The sequence below is a fragment of the Mesorhizobium sp. ES1-4 genome, assembly GCF_020164745.1.
Lineage (GTDB): Bacteria > Pseudomonadota > Alphaproteobacteria > Rhizobiales > Rhizobiaceae > Mesorhizobium.
The window spans coordinates 418,535-439,327 of the sequence record NZ_JAIUGV010000002.1 but is presented as its reverse complement, the minus strand read 5'-3'; the positions used below and the strand labels follow the sequence as shown (position 1 = coordinate 439,327).

Annotated in this window: 21 protein-coding genes; 12 read left to right on the top strand and 9 right to left on the bottom strand. The window is 63.3% G+C overall.

What is annotated here, in order from left to right; translation table 11 throughout:
- Positions 1–612: a phosphonate C-P lyase system protein PhnH gene (gene phnH, locus LB556_RS05765; protein WP_224564958.1), complete on the bottom strand. Its 612-nt coding sequence runs from the start codon at positions 610–612 to the stop codon at positions 1–3.
- On the bottom strand, positions 612–1,073 hold the full coding sequence (gene phnG / locus LB556_RS05760; RefSeq protein WP_224564956.1) for a phosphonate C-P lyase system protein PhnG: 462 nt from the start codon (positions 1,071–1,073) through the stop codon (positions 612–614). Before phnG ends, phnH begins: the two co-directional genes overlap by 1 nt.
- A 120-nt stretch (positions 1,074–1,193) precedes the next feature.
- On the opposite strand from phnG, the gene phnF reads away from it, so the two are divergent.
- Positions 1,194–1,943 carry a phosphonate metabolism transcriptional regulator PhnF gene (gene phnF / locus LB556_RS05755; protein WP_224564954.1) on the top strand — a complete coding sequence of 250 codons (750 nt, stop codon included), beginning with the start codon at positions 1,194–1,196 and terminating at the stop codon, positions 1,941–1,943.
- A gap of 146 nt (positions 1,944–2,089) precedes the next feature.
- Here phnF and LB556_RS05750 read toward each other — a convergent pair whose 3' ends face one another.
- From LB556_RS05750 to LB556_RS05725, 6 genes are all read right to left on the bottom strand, one after another.
- Positions 2,090–3,109, bottom strand: a complete 1,020-nt coding sequence (locus LB556_RS05750; protein ID WP_224564952.1) for a zinc-binding alcohol dehydrogenase family protein — start codon at positions 3,107–3,109, stop codon at positions 2,090–2,092.
- Between the two features lie 76 nt (positions 3,110–3,185).
- Complete coding sequence (locus LB556_RS05745) at positions 3,186–4,154, bottom strand: ABC transporter permease (protein WP_224564950.1); 969 nt, start codon at positions 4,152–4,154, stop codon at positions 3,186–3,188.
- Entirely contained in the window at positions 4,151–5,704 is a 1,554-nt protein-coding gene (locus LB556_RS05740) for a sugar ABC transporter ATP-binding protein (RefSeq protein ID WP_224564948.1), read from the bottom strand. Before LB556_RS05740 ends, LB556_RS05745 begins: the two co-directional genes overlap by 4 nt.
- Before the next feature lie 146 nt (positions 5,705–5,850).
- Positions 5,851–6,846 carry an ABC transporter substrate-binding protein gene (locus LB556_RS05735; protein WP_224564946.1) on the bottom strand — a complete coding sequence of 332 codons (996 nt, stop codon included), beginning with the start codon at positions 6,844–6,846 and terminating at the stop codon, positions 5,851–5,853.
- A gap of 269 nt (positions 6,847–7,115) precedes the next feature.
- Positions 7,116–7,277 carry a hypothetical protein gene (locus tag LB556_RS05730; protein WP_411908567.1) on the bottom strand — a complete coding sequence of 54 codons (162 nt, stop codon included), beginning with the start codon at positions 7,275–7,277 and terminating at the stop codon, positions 7,116–7,118.
- A gap of 68 nt (positions 7,278–7,345) precedes the next feature.
- On the bottom strand, positions 7,346–8,851 hold the full coding sequence (locus tag LB556_RS05725) for a UxaA family hydrolase (RefSeq protein WP_224564944.1): 1,506 nt from the start codon (positions 8,849–8,851) through the stop codon (positions 7,346–7,348).
- On the opposite strand from LB556_RS05725, the gene LB556_RS05720 reads away from it, so the two are divergent.
- The 7 genes from LB556_RS05720 to gndA all read left to right on the top strand — a co-directional run bounded on the left by LB556_RS05720 (position 8,832) and on the right by gndA (position 14,977).
- A complete protein-coding gene (locus LB556_RS05720) occupies positions 8,832–9,008 on the top strand; it encodes a hypothetical protein (protein WP_224564942.1) in 177 nt (58 codons plus the stop codon). The genes LB556_RS05725 and LB556_RS05720 overlap by 20 nt on opposite strands.
- Before the next feature lie 89 nt (positions 9,009–9,097).
- Positions 9,098–10,000, top strand: coding sequence for a GntR family transcriptional regulator (locus LB556_RS05715; RefSeq protein ID WP_224564940.1), 903 nt, complete (start codon positions 9,098–9,100; stop codon positions 9,998–10,000).
- A 139-nt stretch (positions 10,001–10,139) separates the two neighbouring features.
- Complete coding sequence (locus LB556_RS05710) at positions 10,140–10,496, top strand: DUF2946 family protein (protein ID WP_224565082.1); 357 nt, start codon at positions 10,140–10,142, stop codon at positions 10,494–10,496.
- Between the two features lie 95 nt (positions 10,497–10,591).
- Positions 10,592–11,134 (top strand): copper chaperone PCu(A)C, encoded by a 543-nt coding sequence (locus LB556_RS05705; RefSeq protein WP_224564938.1) that lies wholly within the window; start codon positions 10,592–10,594, stop codon positions 11,132–11,134.
- Between the two features lie 39 nt (positions 11,135–11,173).
- Complete coding sequence (locus LB556_RS05700; protein WP_224564936.1) at positions 11,174–11,692, top strand: YcnI family protein; 519 nt, start codon at positions 11,174–11,176, stop codon at positions 11,690–11,692.
- Between the two features lie 55 nt (positions 11,693–11,747).
- Complete coding sequence (locus tag LB556_RS05695) at positions 11,748–13,382, top strand: copper resistance CopC/CopD family protein (RefSeq protein ID WP_224564934.1); 1,635 nt, start codon at positions 11,748–11,750, stop codon at positions 13,380–13,382.
- 134 nt (positions 13,383–13,516) lie between these two features.
- The gene (gene gndA / locus LB556_RS05690) at positions 13,517–14,977 is read left to right on the top strand and encodes an NADP-dependent phosphogluconate dehydrogenase (protein ID WP_224564932.1); all 1,461 of its coding nucleotides are present in this window, start codon (positions 13,517–13,519) and stop codon (positions 14,975–14,977) included.
- Between the two features lie 80 nt (positions 14,978–15,057).
- Here the strand turns inward: gndA and LB556_RS05685 are convergent, their stop codons facing one another.
- Positions 15,058–16,101, bottom strand: a complete 1,044-nt coding sequence (locus tag LB556_RS05685; RefSeq protein ID WP_224564930.1) for a LacI family transcriptional regulator — start codon at positions 16,099–16,101, stop codon at positions 15,058–15,060.
- Positions 16,102–16,487: 386 nt separating this feature from the next.
- On the opposite strand from LB556_RS05685, the gene LB556_RS05680 reads away from it, so the two are divergent.
- From LB556_RS05680 to LB556_RS05665, 4 genes are all read left to right on the top strand, one after another.
- On the top strand, positions 16,488–17,726 hold the full coding sequence (locus LB556_RS05680; protein WP_224564928.1) for an ABC transporter substrate-binding protein: 1,239 nt from the start codon (positions 16,488–16,490) through the stop codon (positions 17,724–17,726).
- Between the two features lie 98 nt (positions 17,727–17,824).
- Positions 17,825–18,718 (top strand): carbohydrate ABC transporter permease, encoded by an 894-nt coding sequence (locus LB556_RS05675; RefSeq protein WP_224564926.1) that lies wholly within the window; start codon positions 17,825–17,827, stop codon positions 18,716–18,718.
- Positions 18,711–19,646 (top strand): carbohydrate ABC transporter permease, encoded by a 936-nt coding sequence (locus tag LB556_RS05670; RefSeq protein ID WP_224564924.1) that lies wholly within the window; start codon positions 18,711–18,713, stop codon positions 19,644–19,646. Before LB556_RS05675 ends, LB556_RS05670 begins: the two co-directional genes overlap by 8 nt.
- Before the next feature lie 5 nt (positions 19,647–19,651).
- Positions 19,652–20,746: an ABC transporter ATP-binding protein gene (locus LB556_RS05665; protein WP_224564923.1), complete on the top strand. Its 1,095-nt coding sequence runs from the start codon at positions 19,652–19,654 to the stop codon at positions 20,744–20,746.
- Positions 20,747–20,793 lie beyond the last annotated feature (47 nt).

Genomic DNA, 20,793 nt, shown 5'->3' with positions numbered 1-20,793 from the left:
TCAGGCCTCCATCGTCTTGATGCGCGTCGTGCGCGGCAGGCAGGCTATGCCGTCGGCAGCGGCGAGGATGATGTCGACGCCACGCGGAAAGCGCTTGGCATTCTGCTTCCACTGCTCGATGAAATGACGCGGCATCCGCGCCGGCGCGATCGTGGCGCTGGTTTCGATGCCGGGGCCTTCGAGCAACAGCGGAGGCCCTGAAGCGAGGTCGCCGACCTGGAGGATCAACGTCGTCGAGCGGTCGGGATAATCCTGGGTGCCCTGCGAAAAACCGTCGAGCGCCATCATCTCGGCGGGCGTGGCGACAAAGGCGAAATGCGCGTCGGCGGGCGTGTTGGCCAGTGGCGCGCCCGTGTGGAAGCCGAGCCAGGAGATGACAGCGGCGGAGGCGTGAAGGGCCGGATCGAGCCAGAGCGGCGTGTCGTTGTCGCACAGCGCCAGCGCCACGGCGCCAGCGGTTGGCGAGAGCGGCGCCGGCGGGCGGGCCAGGGTCGGTAACAGCTGCACGCTGCCAGGCCGTGCCATGGCCTCCATCACCGCGCGGAACACGGTCTGGGCGTTGAAGACCGGATCGGCGAAGCCGCCCTCGATCGATTGCGCTGCGATATCCATCAATCTTCTCCGCGAACCATGGTGAAGAAATCCACCTTCGTTGCCGCCGTCTCGGCACGGCGTTTCTCATGGGCGGTGGTGAGCGCTGCCCGCAAAGGCGCGATCAGCCCTGTCTCGACCTCCTTGCGGCGGGCAGGGTCCTGCCACAGCGCGTCGGCGATGGCCGCGAGCTTCGCCTTCTGCTTGTCGCGGCCAAGCGCGTAGCAATGGCCGACCTGTCCGGACGGCAGCCGGACCGTGGCCCGGGTGACGGTTGCTTCGCCGACATTGAATGGGGCGCCGCCGCCGCCGATACGGCCGCGCAGCGTGACCAGTCCGGTCTCGGGGCCGCGCAGCAGTTCAGCCTGGGAAGGCAGGCCGGCCTCGTTCCAGAGCCGGACGATATCGTCGCCGCTCGATTGCGCCAGGGTCGCCATGGCGGCTTTGCGCTCGGCCTGGTCCCGGGCTTCCTGTCCTCGCATCGCCTGTCTTCCTCGCTGCTAATTTGTCTATTGATATAGACGACTATACAAATTATACTGATTATCTAGCGTGAGTCCATGACGGGTGGATGACAAGCGACACAGAGGGTGGGGCAAGAAATGATTGGCCGGCAAATGGCGGACAGCATAGAGCGGCGTAGCGGTGTTTCGTTGTGGCGCCAGATCGCCGACAAGATTCTGCAATCGATCGCGGCCGGCGATTTTGCCGAGAATGCCGCGCTGCCACCCGAGGTGGCGTTGGCCGAGCGTTATGGCGTCAACCGCCACACCGTGCGCAGCGCAATATCGGCGCTTGTGCAGGATGGGGTACTGCGGGCCGAGCAGGGGCGCGGCACCTTCGTGCTGTCGCGCAAGCGGCTGTCCTATCCCATCGGCGCGCGCACGCGCTTTTCGGCTGGCCTGCAAGGACAGACGTCGGAACGGCACATTGTGCTGCTCTCCTCATCGGTCGAGCCCGCAAGCCAGCGTGTCGCCGAAGGGCTTGGCCTCGCCCGCGGCGCCGAGGTGATAAGGCTGGAGACACGCGGCGAAGCCGACAGCCGGCCGGTGTCGCGTGCCGCCGGCTGGTTCGAGGCCAGACGCTTTGCCGGCATCGACAGGGCCATGGCCGAGACAGGATCGGTCACCGCATCGCTGGCGCGTTTCGGCATAGACGATTATCTCCGGCAATCGACCGTGCTATCGGCGCGCCATGCCGATGCGGCTGACCTTGCCGACCTCGACCTGCAGCCCGGCGCCATCGTGCTGGTCACGGTGGCCGTCAACGTCACGCCAGACGGCCAGCCGATCCAATTTTCCGAGTCGCGCTTTCCGGCCGAACGGGTCGAGCTGAAACTGTCGGCGCTATAGGGAGTGCCGACCTTATAAGAAACCGTCTGATTCACGCCGATGTCAGACCAGTTCGGTCGCGCTCATTTTGTCAGCGGCTTGGCGTCTGAGGACCGCCTTCGATCTTCGCGGGGCGTCAACACGGGCCGGGTTCACGGCCTGCCATGTTATGACCGCACCTCGATCACGGCCTTGATCAGGCCCGATTTCTCGTGCGCCCAGCGCGCGAGATCACGCGGCGTATCGGCCAAAGTGGTGCGGTGGGTGACGAGCTTGGCCAACGGCACGGCGCCGCTGCGGATGGAGGCAGCGACGTGAACGAAGTCGGCGCGCAAGGCGTTGCGGCTGCCGATCAGCGTCATCTCACGCTTGTGAAATTCCGGGTCGGAAAAGACGATGTCGTCCTTCACGACGCTAACGAGAACAAGCGTACCGCCATGGGCGACATGGGCGAAGGCCGACTGCACGGACTGGGTGTTGCCGGTTGCATCGAAGACCATATCGTAACCTTCGCCTGATGTCGCCTGCCCGACAAGTTCGGGCACCGCACCGCGTGATCCGTCGAGGGTCGGGAAACCGAGCTCGGTTGCGGCGAAATTCAACCTTTCGCTGCTCATGTCGAGCAGCGTCACGTCGAGCCCGGCGATGCGGGCGAAGATCGCCGTGCCAAGTCCGATCGGACCGGCGCCGATGACCAGTGCGGGGGTGCCGGGATCGGCCCGCGCACGCCGCACGGCATGCGCACCGATGGCCAGGAATTCGACGGCGGCGGCGTCGGCGAGCGACAGGCCGTCGGCTGCGTAAAGGTTTTGCGCAGGCACCAGGATCTGGTCGCACATGGCGCCGTCGCGGTGTACGCCGAGCACTTCGATCCGCACACAGCAATTTGGCTTGCCGTGCCGGCAGGCGATGCATTTGCCGCAGGAAAGATACGGGTTGATGATCACCGGCTCGCCGATGTCCAGATTGACGCCTTCCCCGGTTTCGATGATCGTCCCCGAGACCTCGTGGCCCATGATGCGGGGGTAGGCGAGGAAGGGGTGCTTGCCCTCGAAGATATGATAATCGGTGCCGCAGATACCGACATGGCTGACCGCTACCAGCGCCCAGCCGGGAGCCGGTCGGGAGGGGGCGGGACGGTCTTCCAGAACGAGTTCGCCGGGCGAGCGGCAGACGACGGCTTTCATGTTTCAGTCCATTTGAGTTCACGAACACGCCGGCCCGTTCCGATACCGGGCCGGCGATCGCTTTTCGGTTCGTTGGCTACTTGCCGCTGCGGCGGCGCAGACCGTCGAAATAGACAATGACGATGATCAGCACGCCGGTGATGACACGCTGCCAGAAGGCATTGACGTTGAGCAGGTTGGCGCCGTTGTTGATGGTGGCGAGAATGAAGGCGCCGAGCAGCGGCCCGTGCACCGAGCCGACCGCGCCGAACAGTGAGGTGCCGCCGATCACCGACGAGGCGATCGCCTGCAGTTCCCAGCCCTCTGCCTGCGTCGGATTGCCGATGCCGATGCGCGACGCCAGCAGCACGCCGACGAACGCCGCGCAGAGACCCGACAGCGTGTAGGCCATGAAGATGGTGCGCTGGACATTGACGCCGGACAGGCGCGAGGCCTCGGCGTTCGAGCCGACCGAGAACAGGTAGCGGCCCCAGCGGCTGTGATGCAGGAAGACGTAGGCGGGTATCCCCACCAGCAGAACCATCCAGAACAGATTGGGGATGCCAAGGAAGGAGTTGCGGGAGAATTCCTGGAAAGCATCGTTGTTGATCGAAATCGAATTGCCGTTGGTCATCAAAAGGCCGATGCCGCGCAGCGACGTCAGGGTCGCCAGCGTGATGATGAAGGGCGGCAGGCCCATCTTGACGATACCAAAACCATGGAAAAGGCCGATGGCGACGCCGACCAGCAGGGTGAGCAGGATGGCGAGGAAGACCGGGATGCCGGCATTGATCAGCATCGCGGCGATGACGGTGGCAAAGCCGACCACGGCGCCAACGGACAGATCGATGCCGCCGGTGATGATGACGAAGGTCTGGCCGACAGCCAGAATGGCGATCATCGAACCCTGACGCAGCAGGTTAGAGATGTTGTTGGCCGACGCGAAGCTCGATGTGGAGAACGACAGGAGGACCCAAAGCAGCACCAACAGCGCCAGCAGCGTAAGCCCGAACAGGGCGTTGTAATTGCGCCTCGGTTTTTCGGCGGGAATCGCCTCGGTGCTCATGTCTTTCCTCCCAGCTTTTCTTGTTTCTCGGCGAGCGCCTGTGTGAGAATGTCCTCGTGATCGGCGGTGTGGAACCCGTGCGTGGCCACCAGCTTGCCGCGGCGGAACACATGCAGCGTGTCGGCCAGTTCATAGACTTCCGGCAAATAGGACGAGATGAGGATGATGCCGGCGCCCTTCGACAAGAGCGCGCTGAACAGGCGGTAGATTTCGGCCTTGGTGCCGACATCGACGCCAACCGTCGGCTCGTCGAAGATGAACAGCTTGGCGCCATGCGCCAGCCATTTGCCGATGACGATCTTCTGCTGATTGCCGCCCGACAGGCTGGAGGCCAACGCATTGCGGGTCGGCGTCTTGATCCTGAGATCGGCGATCTGGCGGTCGGCCTGGGTCCTTTCCTGTGCTCCGGAGATCAAGAGATTTCTGGAAATGCGCTTGTAGATCGGCAGGTTGAGGTTGAGGCCGACCGGCAAATTGAGGCAGAGGCCCTGGTCGCGGCGGCTCTCCGGCGCAAGCGCCATGCCGAGCTTGATGGCGTCATGCTCGGAATTGATCTGGACGTCCTTGCCCTCCCAAAGAACATGACCGGCCGATTTGCGGTGGCGCCCGTACAGAGTGGTGACGAATTCGCTGCGTCCGGCGCCGATCAGGCCGTAGAGTCCGACGATCTCGCCGGCGCGGACTGTCATCGACACGTCTTCGAAGCCCTTGCCGGACAGGTTCCTTGCTTCGACGATCGGAGCGCCCGGAGTGAGATGCTCCTTGTGGTAGATCTGCTCGATCGAGCGGTTGATCATCATCCTGACCAACTCGGCGTCGTTTGTTTCGGCGATGTCGCGGGTGCCTACTAGCGTGCCGTCGCGCAGCACCGAGACCCGGTCGGCGAGTTCGAACACTTCCTCCATGCGATGGCTGATATAGATGATCGTGACGCCTTCGTCCTTCAGCCGGCGGATCAGGGTGAAGAGCTGGTCGGCCTCCTTGCGGGTCAGGTAGGCGGTCGGCTCGTCGAAGATCAGGAATTTGGTGCCGCGCACGGTGGCGCGGGCGGCAGCGATCAGTTGTTGCTGGCCGATGGTGAGGTTGCCGAGAATGACGTGCGCGGGCAGGTCGAAGCCGAGACCGTCGATGATCTTCTGCGCCTCCCTGACCATGGCCCGCTGCTGCAGGATGCCGAAGCGCGAATTCTCCTCGCCGAGGAACATGTTGGCGGCGACGGTCAGATGACGGCAGAGCACAACTTCCTGGTGGACGGCGTTGATGCCCAGTGCCATCGCCTCGTGCGGGGTTGCGAGCGCCGCCGGCTTGCCTTCCCAGATCACCTCGCCGGAGGTGCGCGGCATGACGCCGGTCAAGAGCTTGATCAGGGTGGATTTGCCGGCCCCATTCTCGCCGACGATGGCGTGAATCTCACCGGCCTTGAAGGCGAGGGTCACCGGCTTCAGCGCGTGGGTGCCCGGATATTTCTTCTCGAGGCCGCGCAGTTCCAGGATCGTCCTGCCGGGCGCCACCACGGGGGTGTCGTGCAGGTCTTGCGCCGTCGATGTCATGACAATCCTCCCAGATTGGCCTCACGATTTGGCACGCTGCGAGGCTTTGAAACTCTCGCCAAGCAGTCTAGCCCAAGGCGACGGATTTCCAATGCGTTCGGTTTCCGGGGCACGAGACCCCGGAAGCCATGTTTCCGTGCTGATGCTCAGTTGAGTTTCGGATTGAGCAGCGCGTCGATCTTCGGTTCCTTCATATTGGCCTTGGTGACGAGGTTTGCGCCGGTGTCGACATTGGCTTCGACCTTCTCGCCTTTCGAAGCCGCGAGCGCGGTCTTGATGCCGTCGTAGCCCATCCGGTAAGGATCCTGCACGACGAGGCCGGAAATGACGCCGTCATTCAGGAATTTGATCAGCTTCTCGTCGCTGTCGAAACCGATCAGAGCGACCTTGCCGGCCAGCTTGTTCTCGGCGACCGCCTGGCCGACGCCCTGCGCCATGATCAGGTTGGACGCGAAGATACCCTTCAGATCCGGATTGGCGGTGATCAGGTCGGTGGCGATGTTGAGGCCGGTGGTGGCCTGACCATCGGCATATTTGTCGGCGATCAGTTCAAGTCCTGGATACTTGGCCTTGAGTTCTTCCTTGAATCCCTGAGCGCGCTGCTCGAGCGAGCCGGCGCCAGGAAGCGCGGTGATCAGGGCAACTTTGCCTTCGATCTTGCCGCCATTGGCCTCGCCGATGGCAGCCGCAAGACCGTCCGCCGCGACGCGGCCGCCCTGCACGTTGTCGGTGGTGAGGAACGAGGTGAACGCCTTGGAGTCGGCGCTGGAGTCGATGCCGATGATCTTGACCTTGGTGGCGGCCTCGTCGATCGGCTTGCCGAGCGCCTTGGCTTCGGTCGGCGCGATGACGATGGCGGCCGGATTGCCGGCGACGGCGTTCTCGAGGATGGAGATCTGGCCGTTGACGTCGGTTTCAGCCTGGGCGCCGAGTTCCGGCACGTTGACGCCGAGGTCCTTGCCGGCCTTGCGGGCGCCGGCCAGAACGATCTGCCAGTAGAAGGACGTCGTGTCCTTGACGATGATCGGAATGGTCACATCAGCCGCCGAAACCGGTGCGGTATGCATGACGCCGGCGAGCATCGAGGCTGCCGCCACGGCCATGACGGCGCGGCGGTTAAGAATGCTGGTCACGAATTTCATAGGATCCTCCCTAAGTCGCCTGGTGAACATTCACGGAAGCCCGGTTCGGATAGGCGTGGCCCAAACAGAACTTTATCAATAAAAAACAGTTGCACCGTTTTGATAGTGCATCGGTCCAGCTGATGCAAGCGGTGTTTGCGGCCAGCGTATCCGTGGCCTGAGAACCGGCCGACTACCAGCGCAATTCCTCCTTTTTGTTGGTTGAGCGCTCCCGTTTCCGTTCCGCATTTATGGAATATTAATTCCACAACTACGTCAACATGGAATGTTCATTCTTTTCCAGGATCGCGACATTGTGAAGGAATCGCGCGGCTTGTAGCGGAGGAAATCGCCGAAGCGCCGTTCAGGCAAGCCGAACAGGCGCCGTAGAGGCCGCCGAGGCTGATCTCGTTGACCTCCAGTGCTGTCTGGCCAATGCGGCGTCTTTCCATGCACAACCTCCCTGTTGCCCGCCGCTGCCGGCGGATCCCGGCGGCTTCGGGAATGCGCGAATACAAAGCTAGAGCGTTGCGCCGAGATGCCAGGGCACGAACTCGTTGTCGCCGTAGCCAAAATCCTCGCTCTTGGTCTTGCGGCCCGAAGCCGTCTCGACGATCAGCTCGAAGATCTCGCGGCCCATGCCGGCAATGGTCTTTTCGCCGGAGGCGATGACGCCGCAATTGACGTCCATGTCCTCTTCCATCTGGTGATACATTGTCGAGTTGGTGGCGACCTTGATCGACGGTGTCGGCCGGCAGCCGAAGCAGGAGCCGCGACCGGTGGTGAAGACGATGACATTGGCGCCGCCCGCGACCTGTCCGGTGGCCGAGACCGGGTCGTAGCCGGGCGTGTCCATGAACACCAACCCGTTGCCGGTGACCTTCTCGGCATAGCCGAACACGCCGTTGAGCGGCGTCTGGCCGCCCTTGGCGACGGCACCGAGCGACTTTTCCAAAATGGTGGTGAGGCCGCCGCGCTTGTTGCCGGGGGAGGGGTTGTTGTCGATCGAGGCGCCGTGCTTGGCGACGTGATCTTCCCACCATTTCACATAACCATCGAGCTTCCTGGCCACCTCGGGCGTTGCCGCTCGATAGGCGAGCAGGTGTTCGGCGCCATAGATTTCCGTCGTCTCCGAAAGGATGCCGATACCGCCGACGCCGGCCAGGATGTCGACGGCCGCACCCAGCGCCGGATTGGCGGTGATGCCCGACATGCCGTCGGAGCCGCCGCATTGCAGGCCGACGACGATCTCGCTGACCGGGATCGGCTCACGCTTCAACTGCCCGACTTCCTCGGCAATCTCGGCCAGCACGCCCATCGCCTTTTCCACCGATTTGCGCGACCCGCCGGCATCCTGGATGTTGAAATGGCGTTTGCCGGCGGCGGCTCCCTTCTGGCCGTAGAGGGTGAGCTGGTTGACCTCGCAGCCGAGGCCGACCATCAGCACGCCACCGAAATTCGGATGGCGGGCATAGCCGGCCAAGGTCCGATGCAGCACCATCATGCCATCCCCGGTGCCGCTCATGCCGCAGCCCTGGCCATGGACGATCGGCACGAAGCCGTCGATGCCGGGATATTTCGGCAGCAAGGTCCTGTTGGCCGTGTCGGCGATCGAATGGCAGACGGTGGCCGAGCAATTGACGCTGGCGATGATGCCGATGAAGTTGCGCGTGCCGGCGCGGCCGTCGGCACGGCGATAGCCCATGAAGGTGCGGGCGCGGTCGGCTTCGGTTGCGTGCTCGGCCTCGTTCGGCGGCACCACGGGCAACCGGCCGGCCTCGAAGACCAGATTGTGTGAATGGACATGCTCGCCCGGCGCGATGTCCTGTGTGGCGCGGCCGATCGCCTGGGCATATTTGACCACGGCTTCACCGGAGGAGATCGGCTTGATCGCCACCTTGTGGCCAGGCTCGATGATAGCGGCGGCGAGCGCGCCACCCGGCAGTGCGGTGCCGACCTCGATGCGGCCATTGGCAACGGCGACATTGTCGGCGGGAGACAGAAGGATGGTGTTCGAGACGTTCACGGGCGTTTCCTGGGTGATCTGGGATGCGCGGATTGACACGCGCCTGTTAAGAGTTAATGTCTTTTATCGGGAAAAAACAGTTTTGCGTCAATTGTTTTTTCGCTGTCGTTCCGGCCTTGGGAAAATGATGGCGCTGGAAACAGTGAACCGGGCCTGATGAAAGCGTTTCCTGCTTTTCAGGGTCGTGGGAACGTCATATTGCGCTTCAAGCCGGCCACCGCAAGCGCCGGCATGAGTGGGGCAGGGATGTCGAAGAGCAACAACGTCTACAAGGACGCCTACAACCGCTGCCTCAGGCTGCTCGACGAAACGCGCAGCCTGCCGTCGGAACCGGAACTGGGCGCGCTGCTTGGCGTCAGCCGCACGACCGTGCGCAGCATCCTGGCGCGCATGGAGGAAACCGGCCTGATCGCCTGGAACAAGCGTGCCAAGACGGTGCTGCGCGACCCGCGTTCCGACGATTTCTTTCCCGAGGAAGAAACCGACACGCTGGCCGAGATCATCGAACGGTCGTTCATGCGCAGGCTGCTGGCCGGCGGCGCAGAGGCCGGCATGCAGATCAACGAGCTCGAACTGGCGCGCGAGATCGGTGTCGGCACCACCAGCGTGCGCGAGTTCCTCATCCGCTTCTCCCGTTTCGGCCTGATCGAAAAACGCCGCAACAGCCATTGGGTGCTGAAAGGCTTTACACGGGCCTTCGCGCTGGAACTGACCGAAATCCGCGAAATGTTCGAATTGCGTTCGGCGGCCGCCTTCACCGCGCTGCCGCAGGACAGTCCGGTCTGGGGCGATCTAGACCGCCTGGAAGAGGAACATCGTTTGCTGCGGCGCGAGATCGCGACGCGCTTCAATGAGTTCTCGGAACTCGACGAGCGCTTCCACCGGCTCATCCATCGCGCTTCGCACAACCGTTTCATCGTCGATTTTTACGATGTCATCGCCATGATCTTCCACTACCACTACCAGTGGAACAAGGCACAGGAACGCGAGCGTAACGAAGTCGCGATCGGCGAGCATCTAACCTATATCGAGGCACTCAAGTCGCGCGACCTAGGCAAGGTCGATGCCGCCTGCCGCAAGCATCTGAAGTCGGCACGCCAGACCTTGCTGACCTCGATACCGGAAAGCCGGCCGTCCCAAAAGAGCTGATCCTGCCGCGTTGCCGCAGCGTCGATTTGGCGATTTTCGACCACTGGCTGCCGTGTTAAGTGTCTTTCCGGTGGTCGCCTGAAGAGGCGGATGTTTTGAGCAGGCAAGTCCTTTGAACAAGAAGGGTAAGCGGTGGAATATGCCGGTCGCGCTTGTCGCGGCCTATCTGCTGTTGCTCCAGTCGACTTTCGGTGCGCTCGCCTTCGGCACAGGGCCGAATGTCGCGCAGCTCGATGCCTTCGGCAACGTCATCTGTACCCACGACGGCGCCACCCGGCTTCCCGGCGGCGACCAGCACCCGTCACATCTGCCGGCCTGCTGCACGCTCGGCTGCAGCATGTTTTCGCCGGCCTATGCGCAGCCGCCCGAGGCCGGGCTCGCGCTTTCGTCTCTTTCCTTCGAGACCGTCGCCTTCGTCTTCCCGGCGACCACGCATCTCGACTTCGCCCGCGAACGCTCGCCGTCGAACCCGCGCGCGCCGCCACTGGCGGCTTGAGCCTGCTTGCTTGCGGAACCTTTCGCGAGCGTACTCATCCAACATCAAGCCATTCGCGACCGGAGACGGCGCGATCATCACGTCATGGAGCAACCATGTCCCATTCTTTCCGTATGTCGGCGGGCACCGTGTTCAGCCTCGCCCTGTCTCGTTTCAAGGCGCGTATCGGCATTATCACGCTGGTCTTTGCCCTGCTGTTCGTAGGCGCCCAGTCGGTCCTGGCGCACGAATTCAAGGTTGGCGATCTCGAAATCGAACACCCCTGGTCACGCGCCACGCCGGCCGGCGCCAAGGTGGCCGGCGGCTATTTCACCATCCTCAACAAGGGCGGCGCCGCGGACCGGTTGCTATCGATCTCCTCCGATGTCTCCGAAAAGGCCGAACTGCATGAAATGGCCGTCAAGGATGGCGTCATGACCATGCGGCCGGTCGCCGGTGGCCTGGAGATACCGGCGGGAGGCAAGGTGGCGCTGGCGCCCGGCGGCTATCACCTGATGTTCATCGGCCTCAAGCGGCAACCCAAGCAGGGCGAAAAATTCGCCGCCACGCTGACCTTCGAGAAGGCCGGCACTGTCAGCGTCGAGTTCGCCGTCGAGGGCATGGGCGAAATGGGCGGCATGGACGACCACGCCAATTGATCGCGCCTATCCACCAATTTTGAAATCAGAGGGACGATCATGAACAAGTATCTTTTGGCGGCCGGCGCGTTTCTCGTGCTGGGGACAAATGCCGCCTTCGCGCACATCACGCTCGAAACCCAGGAGGCGGCCATCGGCTCGACCTACAAGGCCGTCTTGCGCGTTCCGCATGGCTGCGACGGCAAAGCCACAACCGCCGTCCGGGTCCAGATCCCGGAAGGTGTGATCGCGGTGAAGCCGATGCCGAAGCCAGGCTGGACGCTGCAGACCAAGAAGGGCAAGTACGAAAAATCCTACCAGCTCTATGGCCAGGCGGTGGCCGACGGCGTGAAGGAGGTCGACTGGAGCGGCGGCAATCTGCCGGATGAATTCTACGATGAGTTCGTCTTCCGGGCGGTGCTGGCGGCGGATCTGCCCCCCGGCCAGATGCTCTACTTCCCAGTGGTGCAGGAATGCGGCGATGCAGCCGTCCGCTGGATCGAGATTCCGGCGGCTGGACAGGATGAGGACGCGCTGGAGAACCCGGCGCCCGGCATCAAGCTCAAGCCGAAGAAGTGATTTTCCGGCGGCGCGCCCTGTCCGCAAGGTGCGCCGCCAATTCCATGGCGACAGCATGAACGCGACCCCCTTTCTTCAAAGGCCCGCAACGATCGGCAAGCGCTTCGGCTGGGCCGGTGGGCTTTTCGCGATGGTCATCGCGCTCATCGTCATGGCCTCGACAAATCAGGCCTTTGCTCATGCGGCGCTGATCAAGACCGATCCGGTCGACGGCGCCGTGATGGCGCAGGCGCCGGCGCGGTTCTCGCTGACCTTCAGCGAGCCGGTCTCGCCGCTGGTGCTGACGCTGGTGACGCCCGACGGCACGCCGGTTACGCTGACGTCCTTCCGCCTGAGCGACCAGACGGTCGAGATCGACAATCCGCGGCCGCTCAAGTCGGGCACGCATGTGCTGAGCTGGCGTGTCGTTTCCGCCGATGGCCATCCGGTCGGCGGCTCGCTCCTGTTTTCCATCGGTGCGCCAAGCGAGCCGCCGGCCGTCTCCGAAACGGTTGACTGGCCGCTGCGCTCGGCGATCTGGATCGGCAAGGTCCTCCTCTACATCGGTCTTTTCCTCGGTGTCGGCGGCGCTTTCGCCCTTGCCTGGCTGGCCGGAGGCGGCCGTGCCGGTCAGCGCTTGGTTGCCGTGTCGATCCTGTGCGGGCTGGTGGCGGCGCCGCTGTCGCTGGGCTTCCAGGGTCTCGATGCGCTTGGTGCGCCGCTCTCTCATCTGGCGCAGCCGGTTGTCTGGCGCACCGGGTTCGGCACCAGCTTCGGCTGGACGGTGCTGATCGCCCTGATCGCGCTGGGGCTTGGCCTGTTGTCGCTGGCCGGACCGCGCGCGGCCGCCAGGCTTCTAGCCCTTGCCGGACTGGCCGGTGTGGGCGCGGCGCTTACCGCGAGCGGCCATGCCAGTGCGGCCGAACCGCAATGGCTGACACGGCCGCTGGTCTTCGTGCATGGCGCCGGCATCGCCTTCTGGGCGGGCGCTCTGGTGCCGCTCGGCCTCGCGCTGAAGCGTCAAGCGGCGGGCTCCGTCGATTTCCTGCGCCGCTTCTCACGGGCAATCCTGCCCGTGGTCGCCTTGCTTGCCGCGGCAGGCGTGGTGCTGGCCGTGATCCAGGTGCGGACGCCCTCGGCACTGATCGACACTGCTTATGGCCGATTGCTGCTGCTGAAACTCGGGTTGCTGGTCTTTCTGTTCACGTTGGCCGCCGTCAATCGCTGGAAGCTCACCGCCTCGGCCGAGGCGGGAGCGACCGAGGTGCAACGCAGGCTCGCCCGCTCGGTGGGCGTCGAAGTGCTGATCGTGCTGGCGATCCTCGGGGTCGCCGCGTGCTGGCGCTTCACGCCGCCACCACGGGCGCTGGCGATCGCGGCGGCGCAGCCGGTTTCGGTCCACATCCACGCGCTGCAGGCCATGGCCGATCTCAGCATCACGCCAGGCCACGCCGGGCCGGTCTCCGCATCGATGATCATCATGACCGGCGATTTCGGGCCGCTCGACGCCAAGGAAGTGACGCTGGTGATGTCGAAGCCCGATTCCGGCATCGAGCCGCTGAAGCGTGCGGCAACCAAGCCCGGCGACGGCAGCTGGCGTGTCGACAACCTCATCATTCCGGTCCCCGGCCGCTGGACGGTGCGCCTCGATATCCTGGTCTCGGACTTCGAGATGGTGAAGATCGAGGCGCCAGTCGACATCAGGCGGTGATGGTCCCAGCAACACAATTGGGCGAGGCGGTTGACGCGAGCCGGAAGGCCCGTCAATCATCGAAGCAATAACGGGCATCCAGGCAAGAACGGGCGCGAGCTCGAAACACCAGATCCGGAAACAGGGAAGAAACGATGGAAAAAGCCGAAATCGGCCTGATCGGCCTTGGCACGATGGGCTCCAACCTGGCGCTGAACATCGCCGAGCACGGGCACCGCATCGCCGTCTTCAACCGCACGCGGGCGCGCACGGACGCTTTCGTCGAGAATGCCGGTGCCCTGAAGGACATGGTCGTCCCTTGCTACAGTCTGGAGGAACTCGCCGCCGCGATCCGGCCGCCGCGCCCGATCATCATCATGGTGCTGGCCGGCAAGCCGGTGGACGAGCAGATCGAAGCCTTGCGCGGCGTGCTGTCCGACAACGACATTATCATCGACGCGGGCAATGCGAATTTCCGCGACACGATGCGGCGCTTCTCCGAACTGTCCGGCTCGGGCCTTACCTTTATCGGCATGGGCGTCTCCGGCGGCGAGGAGGGCGCACGCCACGGACCGTCGATCATGGTTGGAGGCACGGAGGAGTCGTGGAAGCGTGTCGAGAAGGTGCTGACCGCCATCTCCGCCAAGTTCAAGGACGAGCCCTGTGCGGCCTGGCTCGGCACCGATGGCGCCGGCCATTTCGTCAAGACCATCCACAACGGCATCGAATATGCCGACATGCAGATGATTGCCGAAATCTACGGGATCCTGCGCGACGGAATGGGCATGGGGCCGAAGGAGATCGGTACGGTATTTTCCAACTGGAACAAGGGCCGGCTCAATTCCTACCTGATCGAGATCACCGCCAAGGTGCTCGCCGCCGACGATCCCAAGACCGGCAAACCCGTGGTCGATGTCATCCTCGACCGTGCCGGCCAGAAGGGCACCGGCAAATGGTCCGTCATCGAGGCGCAGCAGCTCGGCATTCCGGCAACCGCGATCGAGGCGGCTGTGGCGGCGCGCGTTCTGTCGTCGATCAAGGACGAGCGGCAGGCGGCTGAAAAGGCCTATGGCGATATCGGCGTGTCGAGGATTTCCGGCGACAAGGATGCATTGTTGAAGGACCTCGAGCTGGCGCTATTCGCCGGCAAGATCGCCGCCTACGCGCAGGGTTTCGCCGTGATGAGCGGCGCCTCGAAGGAGTTCCACTGGAATCTGCCGATGCCGACCATCGCCAAGATCTGGCGCGCCGGCTGCATCATCCGCTCGCAGATGCTGGACACGATGGCCGAAGCGTTCGGCAGCGGCGGCGCTTCGACCAACCTGTTGATGGCGCCGGCTTTCATCACCATGATGCAGGAGGCGCATCTGTCGCTGCGGCGTGTCGTGGCGAGAGCTTCCGAAGCCGGCGCGCCGGTGCCGGCGCTGTCTTCCGCGCTTGCCTATTTCGACAGCTACCGCCAGGGCCGCGGGACCTCGAACCTGATCCAGGCGCAGCGCGACTTCTTCGGTGCGCATGGTTTCGAGCGTATCGGCGAGCAGGGTGCGTTCCACGGCCCTTGGGGCAGCGGCCGGCTAGAACCGGATGATTTCAGGTCGAGTCGACCTGAAATCTGAATCCGTCTCTAGATCAAAGGGAGGAGCATGATGTCGGCCGAAAACCGCTTCACACTTTTCGGCATCATGCTCTAATCGCCTCAGCGCCGGTAGGCCACGACGCCCTTCGGCTCGCTCAGGCTCTGCAGCGAGCCGGGCGCGGCACCGCCGATCCAGCCGAGCACCGAGCGCGCAAGCTCGGAGCCGGCCAGCCGGAAATCTTCGTTGACCACCAGCAATTCATGCCGAAACAGGTGCAGCAGATCCGACGACTGCTTCGACACCACGTCGACGTCGCGGCCGAGCTTCAGGCCGGCGTCCTCGATGCCGGCGACGATGGCGAGGGTCGCGGCGGCGGCGCTGCTGACGAAGCCGTCCGGCCTGACATCGCGCCGCATCAGCTGCGCCGTCCTCATCCTGATCTGCTCGATCGAATGGTCTATCGACACGGTGCTAAACGGGATCTCGCTGGCGCCGACGTCTCTCAGCGCATCGGCGAAGCCGTTGACCGTATGGCTGTGATAGGTCAGCCCCACAGGCGGCGAAAGCAAGGCGAGCTTGCTGCGCCCGATATCAGCCAGGCGCCGCACGGCTTCCGCCGCAAACGCGTAATTGTCGAAATCGTGATAGGGATGCACCAGCCCCATCTCGGTGCGGCCGTGCGTGGCGAAGGGGATGCCGCGCTCCAGCATGTATCGGGCCCTGGCATCGTTCGGCTGCGTGCGTGAAATGATGACGCCGTCGGCGGAGCCTGTCTCGACCAGATAGCGTATGGGATCCAGCGGGTCCTGCGAGCGCGAATAGGGCGTGACGATCAGATGATAGGGCGTGTCGGCAATAACCTCCGAGACGCCGTAGATGATGTCGGAGACGAAGCTCATGATCTCCTGCTCCGTGTTGAGCACGAGGCTGATGACATTGGTCTTGCCTGTCCTGAGGCGCACGCCGGCACGGTTGGGCCGGTAGCCGATCTGCTTGGCGACGAGCTGGACGCGGCGCCTGGTCTCGGCGCCGATCTCCGGCGCATCCTTCAGGGCGCGAGACACGGTGGTGACACCGAGCCCGGTCATGAAGGCGAGCGTCTTCAGCGTCGGCCGCTCCCGCGTCGACGCGTCTTCGTTATTTTCCGTCCGCTGTCTATCCATTCGTCCCGCCCGTCAGGCGCATAGCAGCCGCAAGCCGGGTCGGCAATCGCCGGGATCCGCAATATGGCGTGATTTCAAGCCTGGCGGTGCCGCAATATACTGAAACGTTACAGATTGCCAGTTTCGCCTTATCGTCCGGCAACATGACTGCGGTCCGCTGGCGGGCCAATTTCCCTTGAATCCAAAGGCGGGATGCATTTCTTGTCGGCAAATCGCCTTTTGCGCTGCGATAGTGGCATGCTGCAGCGCAGCACGTTTGGTGGACGACAAGGATTTGTTCGCGTTCCGAAAAAAATGCGAAGCCGCCGACGGGTCGGGGTTGCACCATCTGCGCAATTGCCGTATCGAAAATCTGTAACGTTTCAGATTTCTGGGAGGAAGCCGAAATGCGATACAAATTCCTGACCGCTGCATTTGCCGCGACGGTTGCGCTCAACGTCGCCGGGCCGGCGGCCGCGACTGATCTGGAAGTCACCCATTGGTGGACATCCGGCGGCGAGGCGGCGGCGGTCGCCGAACTCGCCAAGGCATTCGACGCCACCGGCAATCACTGGGTCGACGGCGCCATCGCCGGATCCGGCGGCACGGCGCGGCCGATCATGATCAGCCGCATCACCGGCGGCGATCCGATGGGCGCCACCCAATTCAATCATGGCCGGCAAGCGGAGGAACTGGTGCAGGCCGGCCTCATGCGCGACCTCACCGATGTCGCCACCAAGGGCAAGTGGACGGAAGTGGTACGGCCCAAGAGCCTGCTCGACTCGTGCACGATCGACGGCAAGATCTATTGCGTGCCGGTCAACATCCATTCCTGGCAATGGCTGTGGCTGTCGAACACGGCCTTCGAGAAGGCCGGCGTGCCGGTGCCGAAGAACTGGAATGAATATGTGGCCGCGGCTCCGGCGCTGGAGAAGGCAGGCATCGTGCCGCTCGCGGTCGGCGGGCAGGCCTGGCAGGCATCGGGCGCCTTCGACGTGCTGCTTGCCGCGGTCGGCGGAACCGACACCTTCCTCAAGGTCTACAAGGACAAGGATGCCAAGTTCGCCGCCGGTCCCGAGGTCGCCAAGGTCTTCAAGGCCGCCGACGACGCGCGCAAGATGGCCAAGAATACCAATGTGCAGGACTGGAACCAGGCAACCAACATGGTCATCACCGGCAAGGCCGGCGGCCAGATCATGGGCGACTGGGCGCAAGGCGAGTTCCAGGTCGCCGGCAAGACCGCCGGCAAGGACTATACCTGCCTTCCCGGCCTTGGCCTGAACGAGGTCATCGCCACAGGCGGCGACGCCTTCTACTTCCCGCTGCTCAAGGACGCCGACAAGGCCAAGGCGCAGGAGGTGCTGGCCGAAACCCTGCTCGATCCCAAGACCCAGGTTGCCTTCAACCTCAAGAAGGGATCGCTGCCGGTGCGCGGCGATGTCGATCTCAACGCGGCCAATGACTGTATGAAGAAGGGCCTCGCCATTCTGGCCAAGGGCGCCGTCATCCCGTGGACGGACCAACTGCTCTCGCAAGACAGCCAGAAGCAGAAGGAGGACCTGTTCTCCGAATTCTTCGCCAAGCCGGACATGAGCCTCGAGGAGGCGCAGAAGCGCTTCGCCGACATCATTGCCACGGCCGACTGACGACTGACGAGCCGCCTCGCTCCCGACCTTGCCAGGCAGGGCCGGGAGCCCGGGCGTGCTGACTTTCCGCCCTTACCCGATCCAGCACGGCTGCAGTGATGAGCAAGAGCGCGCGCCCCAACCAGCTCTTCCGTAACCTCAATGCGAAGGTTGCCTCGATCCCGATGGTGCTTACCGCCCTGGTGGTGTTCGCCGGCGGGACGGCGTGGACGGTGCTTTATTCCTTCACCAATTCAAAGCTTTTGCCGCGGCTGAATTTCGTCGGGCTCGACCAGTATTACCGGCTGTGGGCGACGCCACGCTGGCTGATCTCGATCGAGAACCTGTTGATCTACGGCGTGGTCTCACTGGTGTTCTCGCTGGTGATCGGCTTTCTGCTCGCTGCCCTGCTCGACCAGAAGATCCGCTTCGAGGACACGTTCCGGACCATCTTCCTCTACCCCTTCGCGCTGTCCTTCATCGTCACCGGCGTTGTCTGGCAATGGCTGCTCAATCCGGATTTCGGCGTTCAGGGCGTGGTACGAAGCCTTGGCTGGACCAGCTTCGATTTCAATCCGCTCTATAACTCCAGCATCGTCATCTACGGCATATCGATCGCGGCGCTTTGGCAGGGCACCGGCCTCATCATGTGCCTGATGCTGGCGGGCCTGCGCGGCATCGACGAGGACATCTGGAAGGCCGCGCGGGTGGACGGGATACCCATGTGGAAGACTTATCTGTTCATCATCATCCCGATGATGCGGCCGGTCTTCATCACCACGCTGGTGATCATCGCGTCCGGTATCGTCAAGGTCTACGACCTCGTCGTCGCGCAAACCAGCGGCGGGCCGGGCATCGCCTCCGAAGTGCCGGCCAAGTACGTCTACGACTACATGTTCTTCGCCCAGAACCTCGGCCAGGGTTTTGCCGCCTCGACCATGATGCTGCTGTCGGTGATGATCGTCATCGTGCCCTGGGCCTATCTCGAATTCGGGGGCCGCAAGCGTGTCTGACCATGCCGTGACCTTGTCCGCCGCGTCGTCAAACCCGCGGGCTGGCGCCTCCGGACCGAGCGGACCGAAGCCGCGGCACATGTTTTCGCGCCGTAACATTTTCCTCTACGGCACGCTTGTCGTGGTCGCACTCTACTACCTCCTGCCGCTCTATGTGATGGTCGTCACCTCGCTCAAGGGCATGCCGGAGATCCGCCTCGGCAACATCTTCTCGCCGCCGCTCGAGATCACCTTCGAGCCATGGGTCAAGGCATGGTCGCAGGCCTGCACCGGCCTCAATTGCGACGGGCTTTCGCGCGGTTTCTGGAACTCGGTGCGCATCACCGTTCCTTCGGTGATCCTGTCGATCGCCATCGCTTCGGTGAACGGCTACGCGTTGGCCAACTGGCGCTTCAAGGGCGCCGACACCTTCTTCGTCATCCTGATCGTCGGCGCCTTCATTCCCTATCAGGTGATGATCTATCCGATCGTCATCATCCTGCGCGAGATCGGCCTCTATGGCAGCTTGAGCGGCCTTGTCATCGTGCATTCCATTTTCGGCATGCCGATCCTGACGCTTCTGTTCCGCAACTATTTCACTTCCATGCCGGAAGAGCTGTTCCGGGCGGCGCGCGTCGACGGAGCCGGCTTCTGGGGCATCTACCTGCGCATCATGCTGCCGATGTCGCTGCCGATCTTCGTCGTCGCCATCATCCTGCAGGTGACCGGCATCTGGAACGACTTCCTGTTCGGCGTCGTCTACACCCGCCCCGACACCTATCCGATGACGGTGCAGCTCAACAACATCGTCAACTCGGTGCAAGGTGTGAAGGAGTACAATGTCAACATGGCCGCCACCATCCTGACCGGGCTGGTGCCGCTGATCGTCTACTTCATTTCCGGCAAATTGTTCGTGCGCGGCATTGCCGCCGGCGCGGTGAAAGGATGATGGCGATGGCGGCGAACGGCACCAGCGTTTCGATCCAGGACCTGTCGCTGAATTTCGGCGCGGTCTCCGTGCTGAGGACGCTCAACCTCGATGTCGCCGAAGGCGAGTTCATCGTGCTGCTCGGGCCGTCCGGTTGCGGCAAGTCGACCCTGCTCAACTGCATCGCCGGCCTGCTCGACATTTCCGAAGGGCGCATCTTCATCAAGGGCAAGAACGTCACCTGGGAAGAGCCCAAGGACCGCGGCATCGGCATGGTGTTCCAGTCCTACGCGCTCTATCCGCAGATGACGGTGGAGAAGAACCTGTCCTTCGGCCTGCGTGTCGCCGGCATCGCCAAGGACGAGATCGCCAAGCGCATTGCCCGTGCCGCCGAAATCCTGCAGATCGAGCCGCTTTTGCAGCGCAAGCCAGCGGCACTCTCGGGCGGCCAGCGCCAGCGCGTGGCGATCGGGCGGGCGCTGGTGCGCGATGTCGATGTCTTCCTGTTCGACGAACCGCTGTCCAATCTCGACGCCAAGCTGCGCTCGGAGCTGCGCGTCGAAATCAAGCTTCTGCACCGCAAGCTGCAGAACACGATGATCTATGTCACTCATGACCAGATCGAGGCGATGACGCTGGCCGATCGCATCGCGGTGATGAAGGGTGGCGTCATCCAGCAGCTCGACGCGCCGCAGACGATCTACAACCGTCCGGTCAACCGGTTCGTTGCAGGGTTTCTCGGCTCGCCGGCGATGAATTTTCTCGAGGGCAGGCTTGAAAAGGACAATAGCGGTTGGCGGTTCGCGGCCGAGGATGTTCGCATCCCGCTTTCGACCTATGCCTTCGAGAGCGAACCGGAGCCAGGTCCGGCGGTGTTCGGCATCCGGCCTGAGCATGTCGCCTTGAACAGTGGCTCAGGCTGGCCGTTCACCGCCACAGCGGCTGTCGAGGTCGTCGAGCCCATGGGCTCCGACACACTGGTGTGGTTGAAGCTCGGCAAGCAGAATTTCACGCTGCGGGTGACAGCCGAGTGTACGCCGCGCAATGGCGAGACCGTCAGCATCGGTTTTGATCCGATGCGCGCTTCGCTTTTCGACATCGCTGCGGGCAACCGCATCTAGCTCCCGAGAATCACCACCTGAACGATCCCCAAGCAGAACGGACAGAG

What these genes read in the sequence shown, in the direction of transcription:
- LB556_RS05735 (WP_224564946.1), bottom strand. Translation starts at nt 6,846, where the DNA reads ATGAAATTCGTGACCAGCATTCTTAACCGCCGCGCCGTCATGGCCGTG.
- LB556_RS05675 (WP_224564926.1), top strand. Translation starts at nt 17,825, where the DNA reads ATGAGCAAGAGCGCGCGCCCCAACCAGCTCTTCCGTAACCTCAATGCG.
- LB556_RS05680 (WP_224564928.1), top strand. Translation starts at nt 16,488, where the DNA reads ATGCGATACAAATTCCTGACCGCTGCATTTGCCGCGACGGTTGCGCTC.
- LB556_RS05745 (WP_224564950.1), bottom strand. Translation starts at nt 4,154, where the DNA reads ATGAGCACCGAGGCGATTCCCGCCGAAAAACCGAGGCGCAATTACAAC.
- LB556_RS05740 (WP_224564948.1), bottom strand. Translation starts at nt 5,704, where the DNA reads ATGACATCGACGGCGCAAGACCTGCACGACACCCCCGTGGTGGCGCCC.
- LB556_RS05750 (WP_224564952.1), bottom strand. Translation starts at nt 3,109, where the DNA reads ATGAAAGCCGTCGTCTGCCGCTCGCCCGGCGAACTCGTTCTGGAAGAC.
- phnG (WP_224564956.1), bottom strand. Translation starts at nt 1,073, where the DNA reads ATGCGAGGACAGGAAGCCCGGGACCAGGCCGAGCGCAAAGCCGCCATG.
- gndA (WP_224564932.1), top strand. Translation starts at nt 13,517, where the DNA reads ATGGAAAAAGCCGAAATCGGCCTGATCGGCCTTGGCACGATGGGCTCC.
- LB556_RS05730 (WP_411908567.1), bottom strand. Translation starts at nt 7,277, where the DNA reads ATGGAAAGACGCCGCATTGGCCAGACAGCACTGGAGGTCAACGAGATC.
- LB556_RS05710 (WP_224565082.1), top strand. Translation starts at nt 10,140, where the DNA reads ATGCCGGTCGCGCTTGTCGCGGCCTATCTGCTGTTGCTCCAGTCGACT.
- LB556_RS05665 (WP_224564923.1), top strand. Translation starts at nt 19,652, where the DNA reads ATGGCGGCGAACGGCACCAGCGTTTCGATCCAGGACCTGTCGCTGAAT.
- LB556_RS05700 (WP_224564936.1), top strand. Translation starts at nt 11,174, where the DNA reads ATGAACAAGTATCTTTTGGCGGCCGGCGCGTTTCTCGTGCTGGGGACA.
- phnH (WP_224564958.1), bottom strand. Translation starts at nt 612, where the DNA reads ATGGATATCGCAGCGCAATCGATCGAGGGCGGCTTCGCCGATCCGGTC.
- phnF (WP_224564954.1), top strand. Translation starts at nt 1,194, where the DNA reads ATGATTGGCCGGCAAATGGCGGACAGCATAGAGCGGCGTAGCGGTGTT.
- LB556_RS05715 (WP_224564940.1), top strand. Translation starts at nt 9,098, where the DNA reads ATGTCGAAGAGCAACAACGTCTACAAGGACGCCTACAACCGCTGCCTC.
- LB556_RS05685 (WP_224564930.1), bottom strand. Translation starts at nt 16,101, where the DNA reads ATGGATAGACAGCGGACGGAAAATAACGAAGACGCGTCGACGCGGGAG.
- LB556_RS05705 (WP_224564938.1), top strand. Translation starts at nt 10,592, where the DNA reads ATGTCCCATTCTTTCCGTATGTCGGCGGGCACCGTGTTCAGCCTCGCC.
- LB556_RS05720 (WP_224564942.1), top strand. Translation starts at nt 8,832, where the DNA reads ATGGTGTTCGAGACGTTCACGGGCGTTTCCTGGGTGATCTGGGATGCG.
- LB556_RS05695 (WP_224564934.1), top strand. Translation starts at nt 11,748, where the DNA reads ATGAACGCGACCCCCTTTCTTCAAAGGCCCGCAACGATCGGCAAGCGC.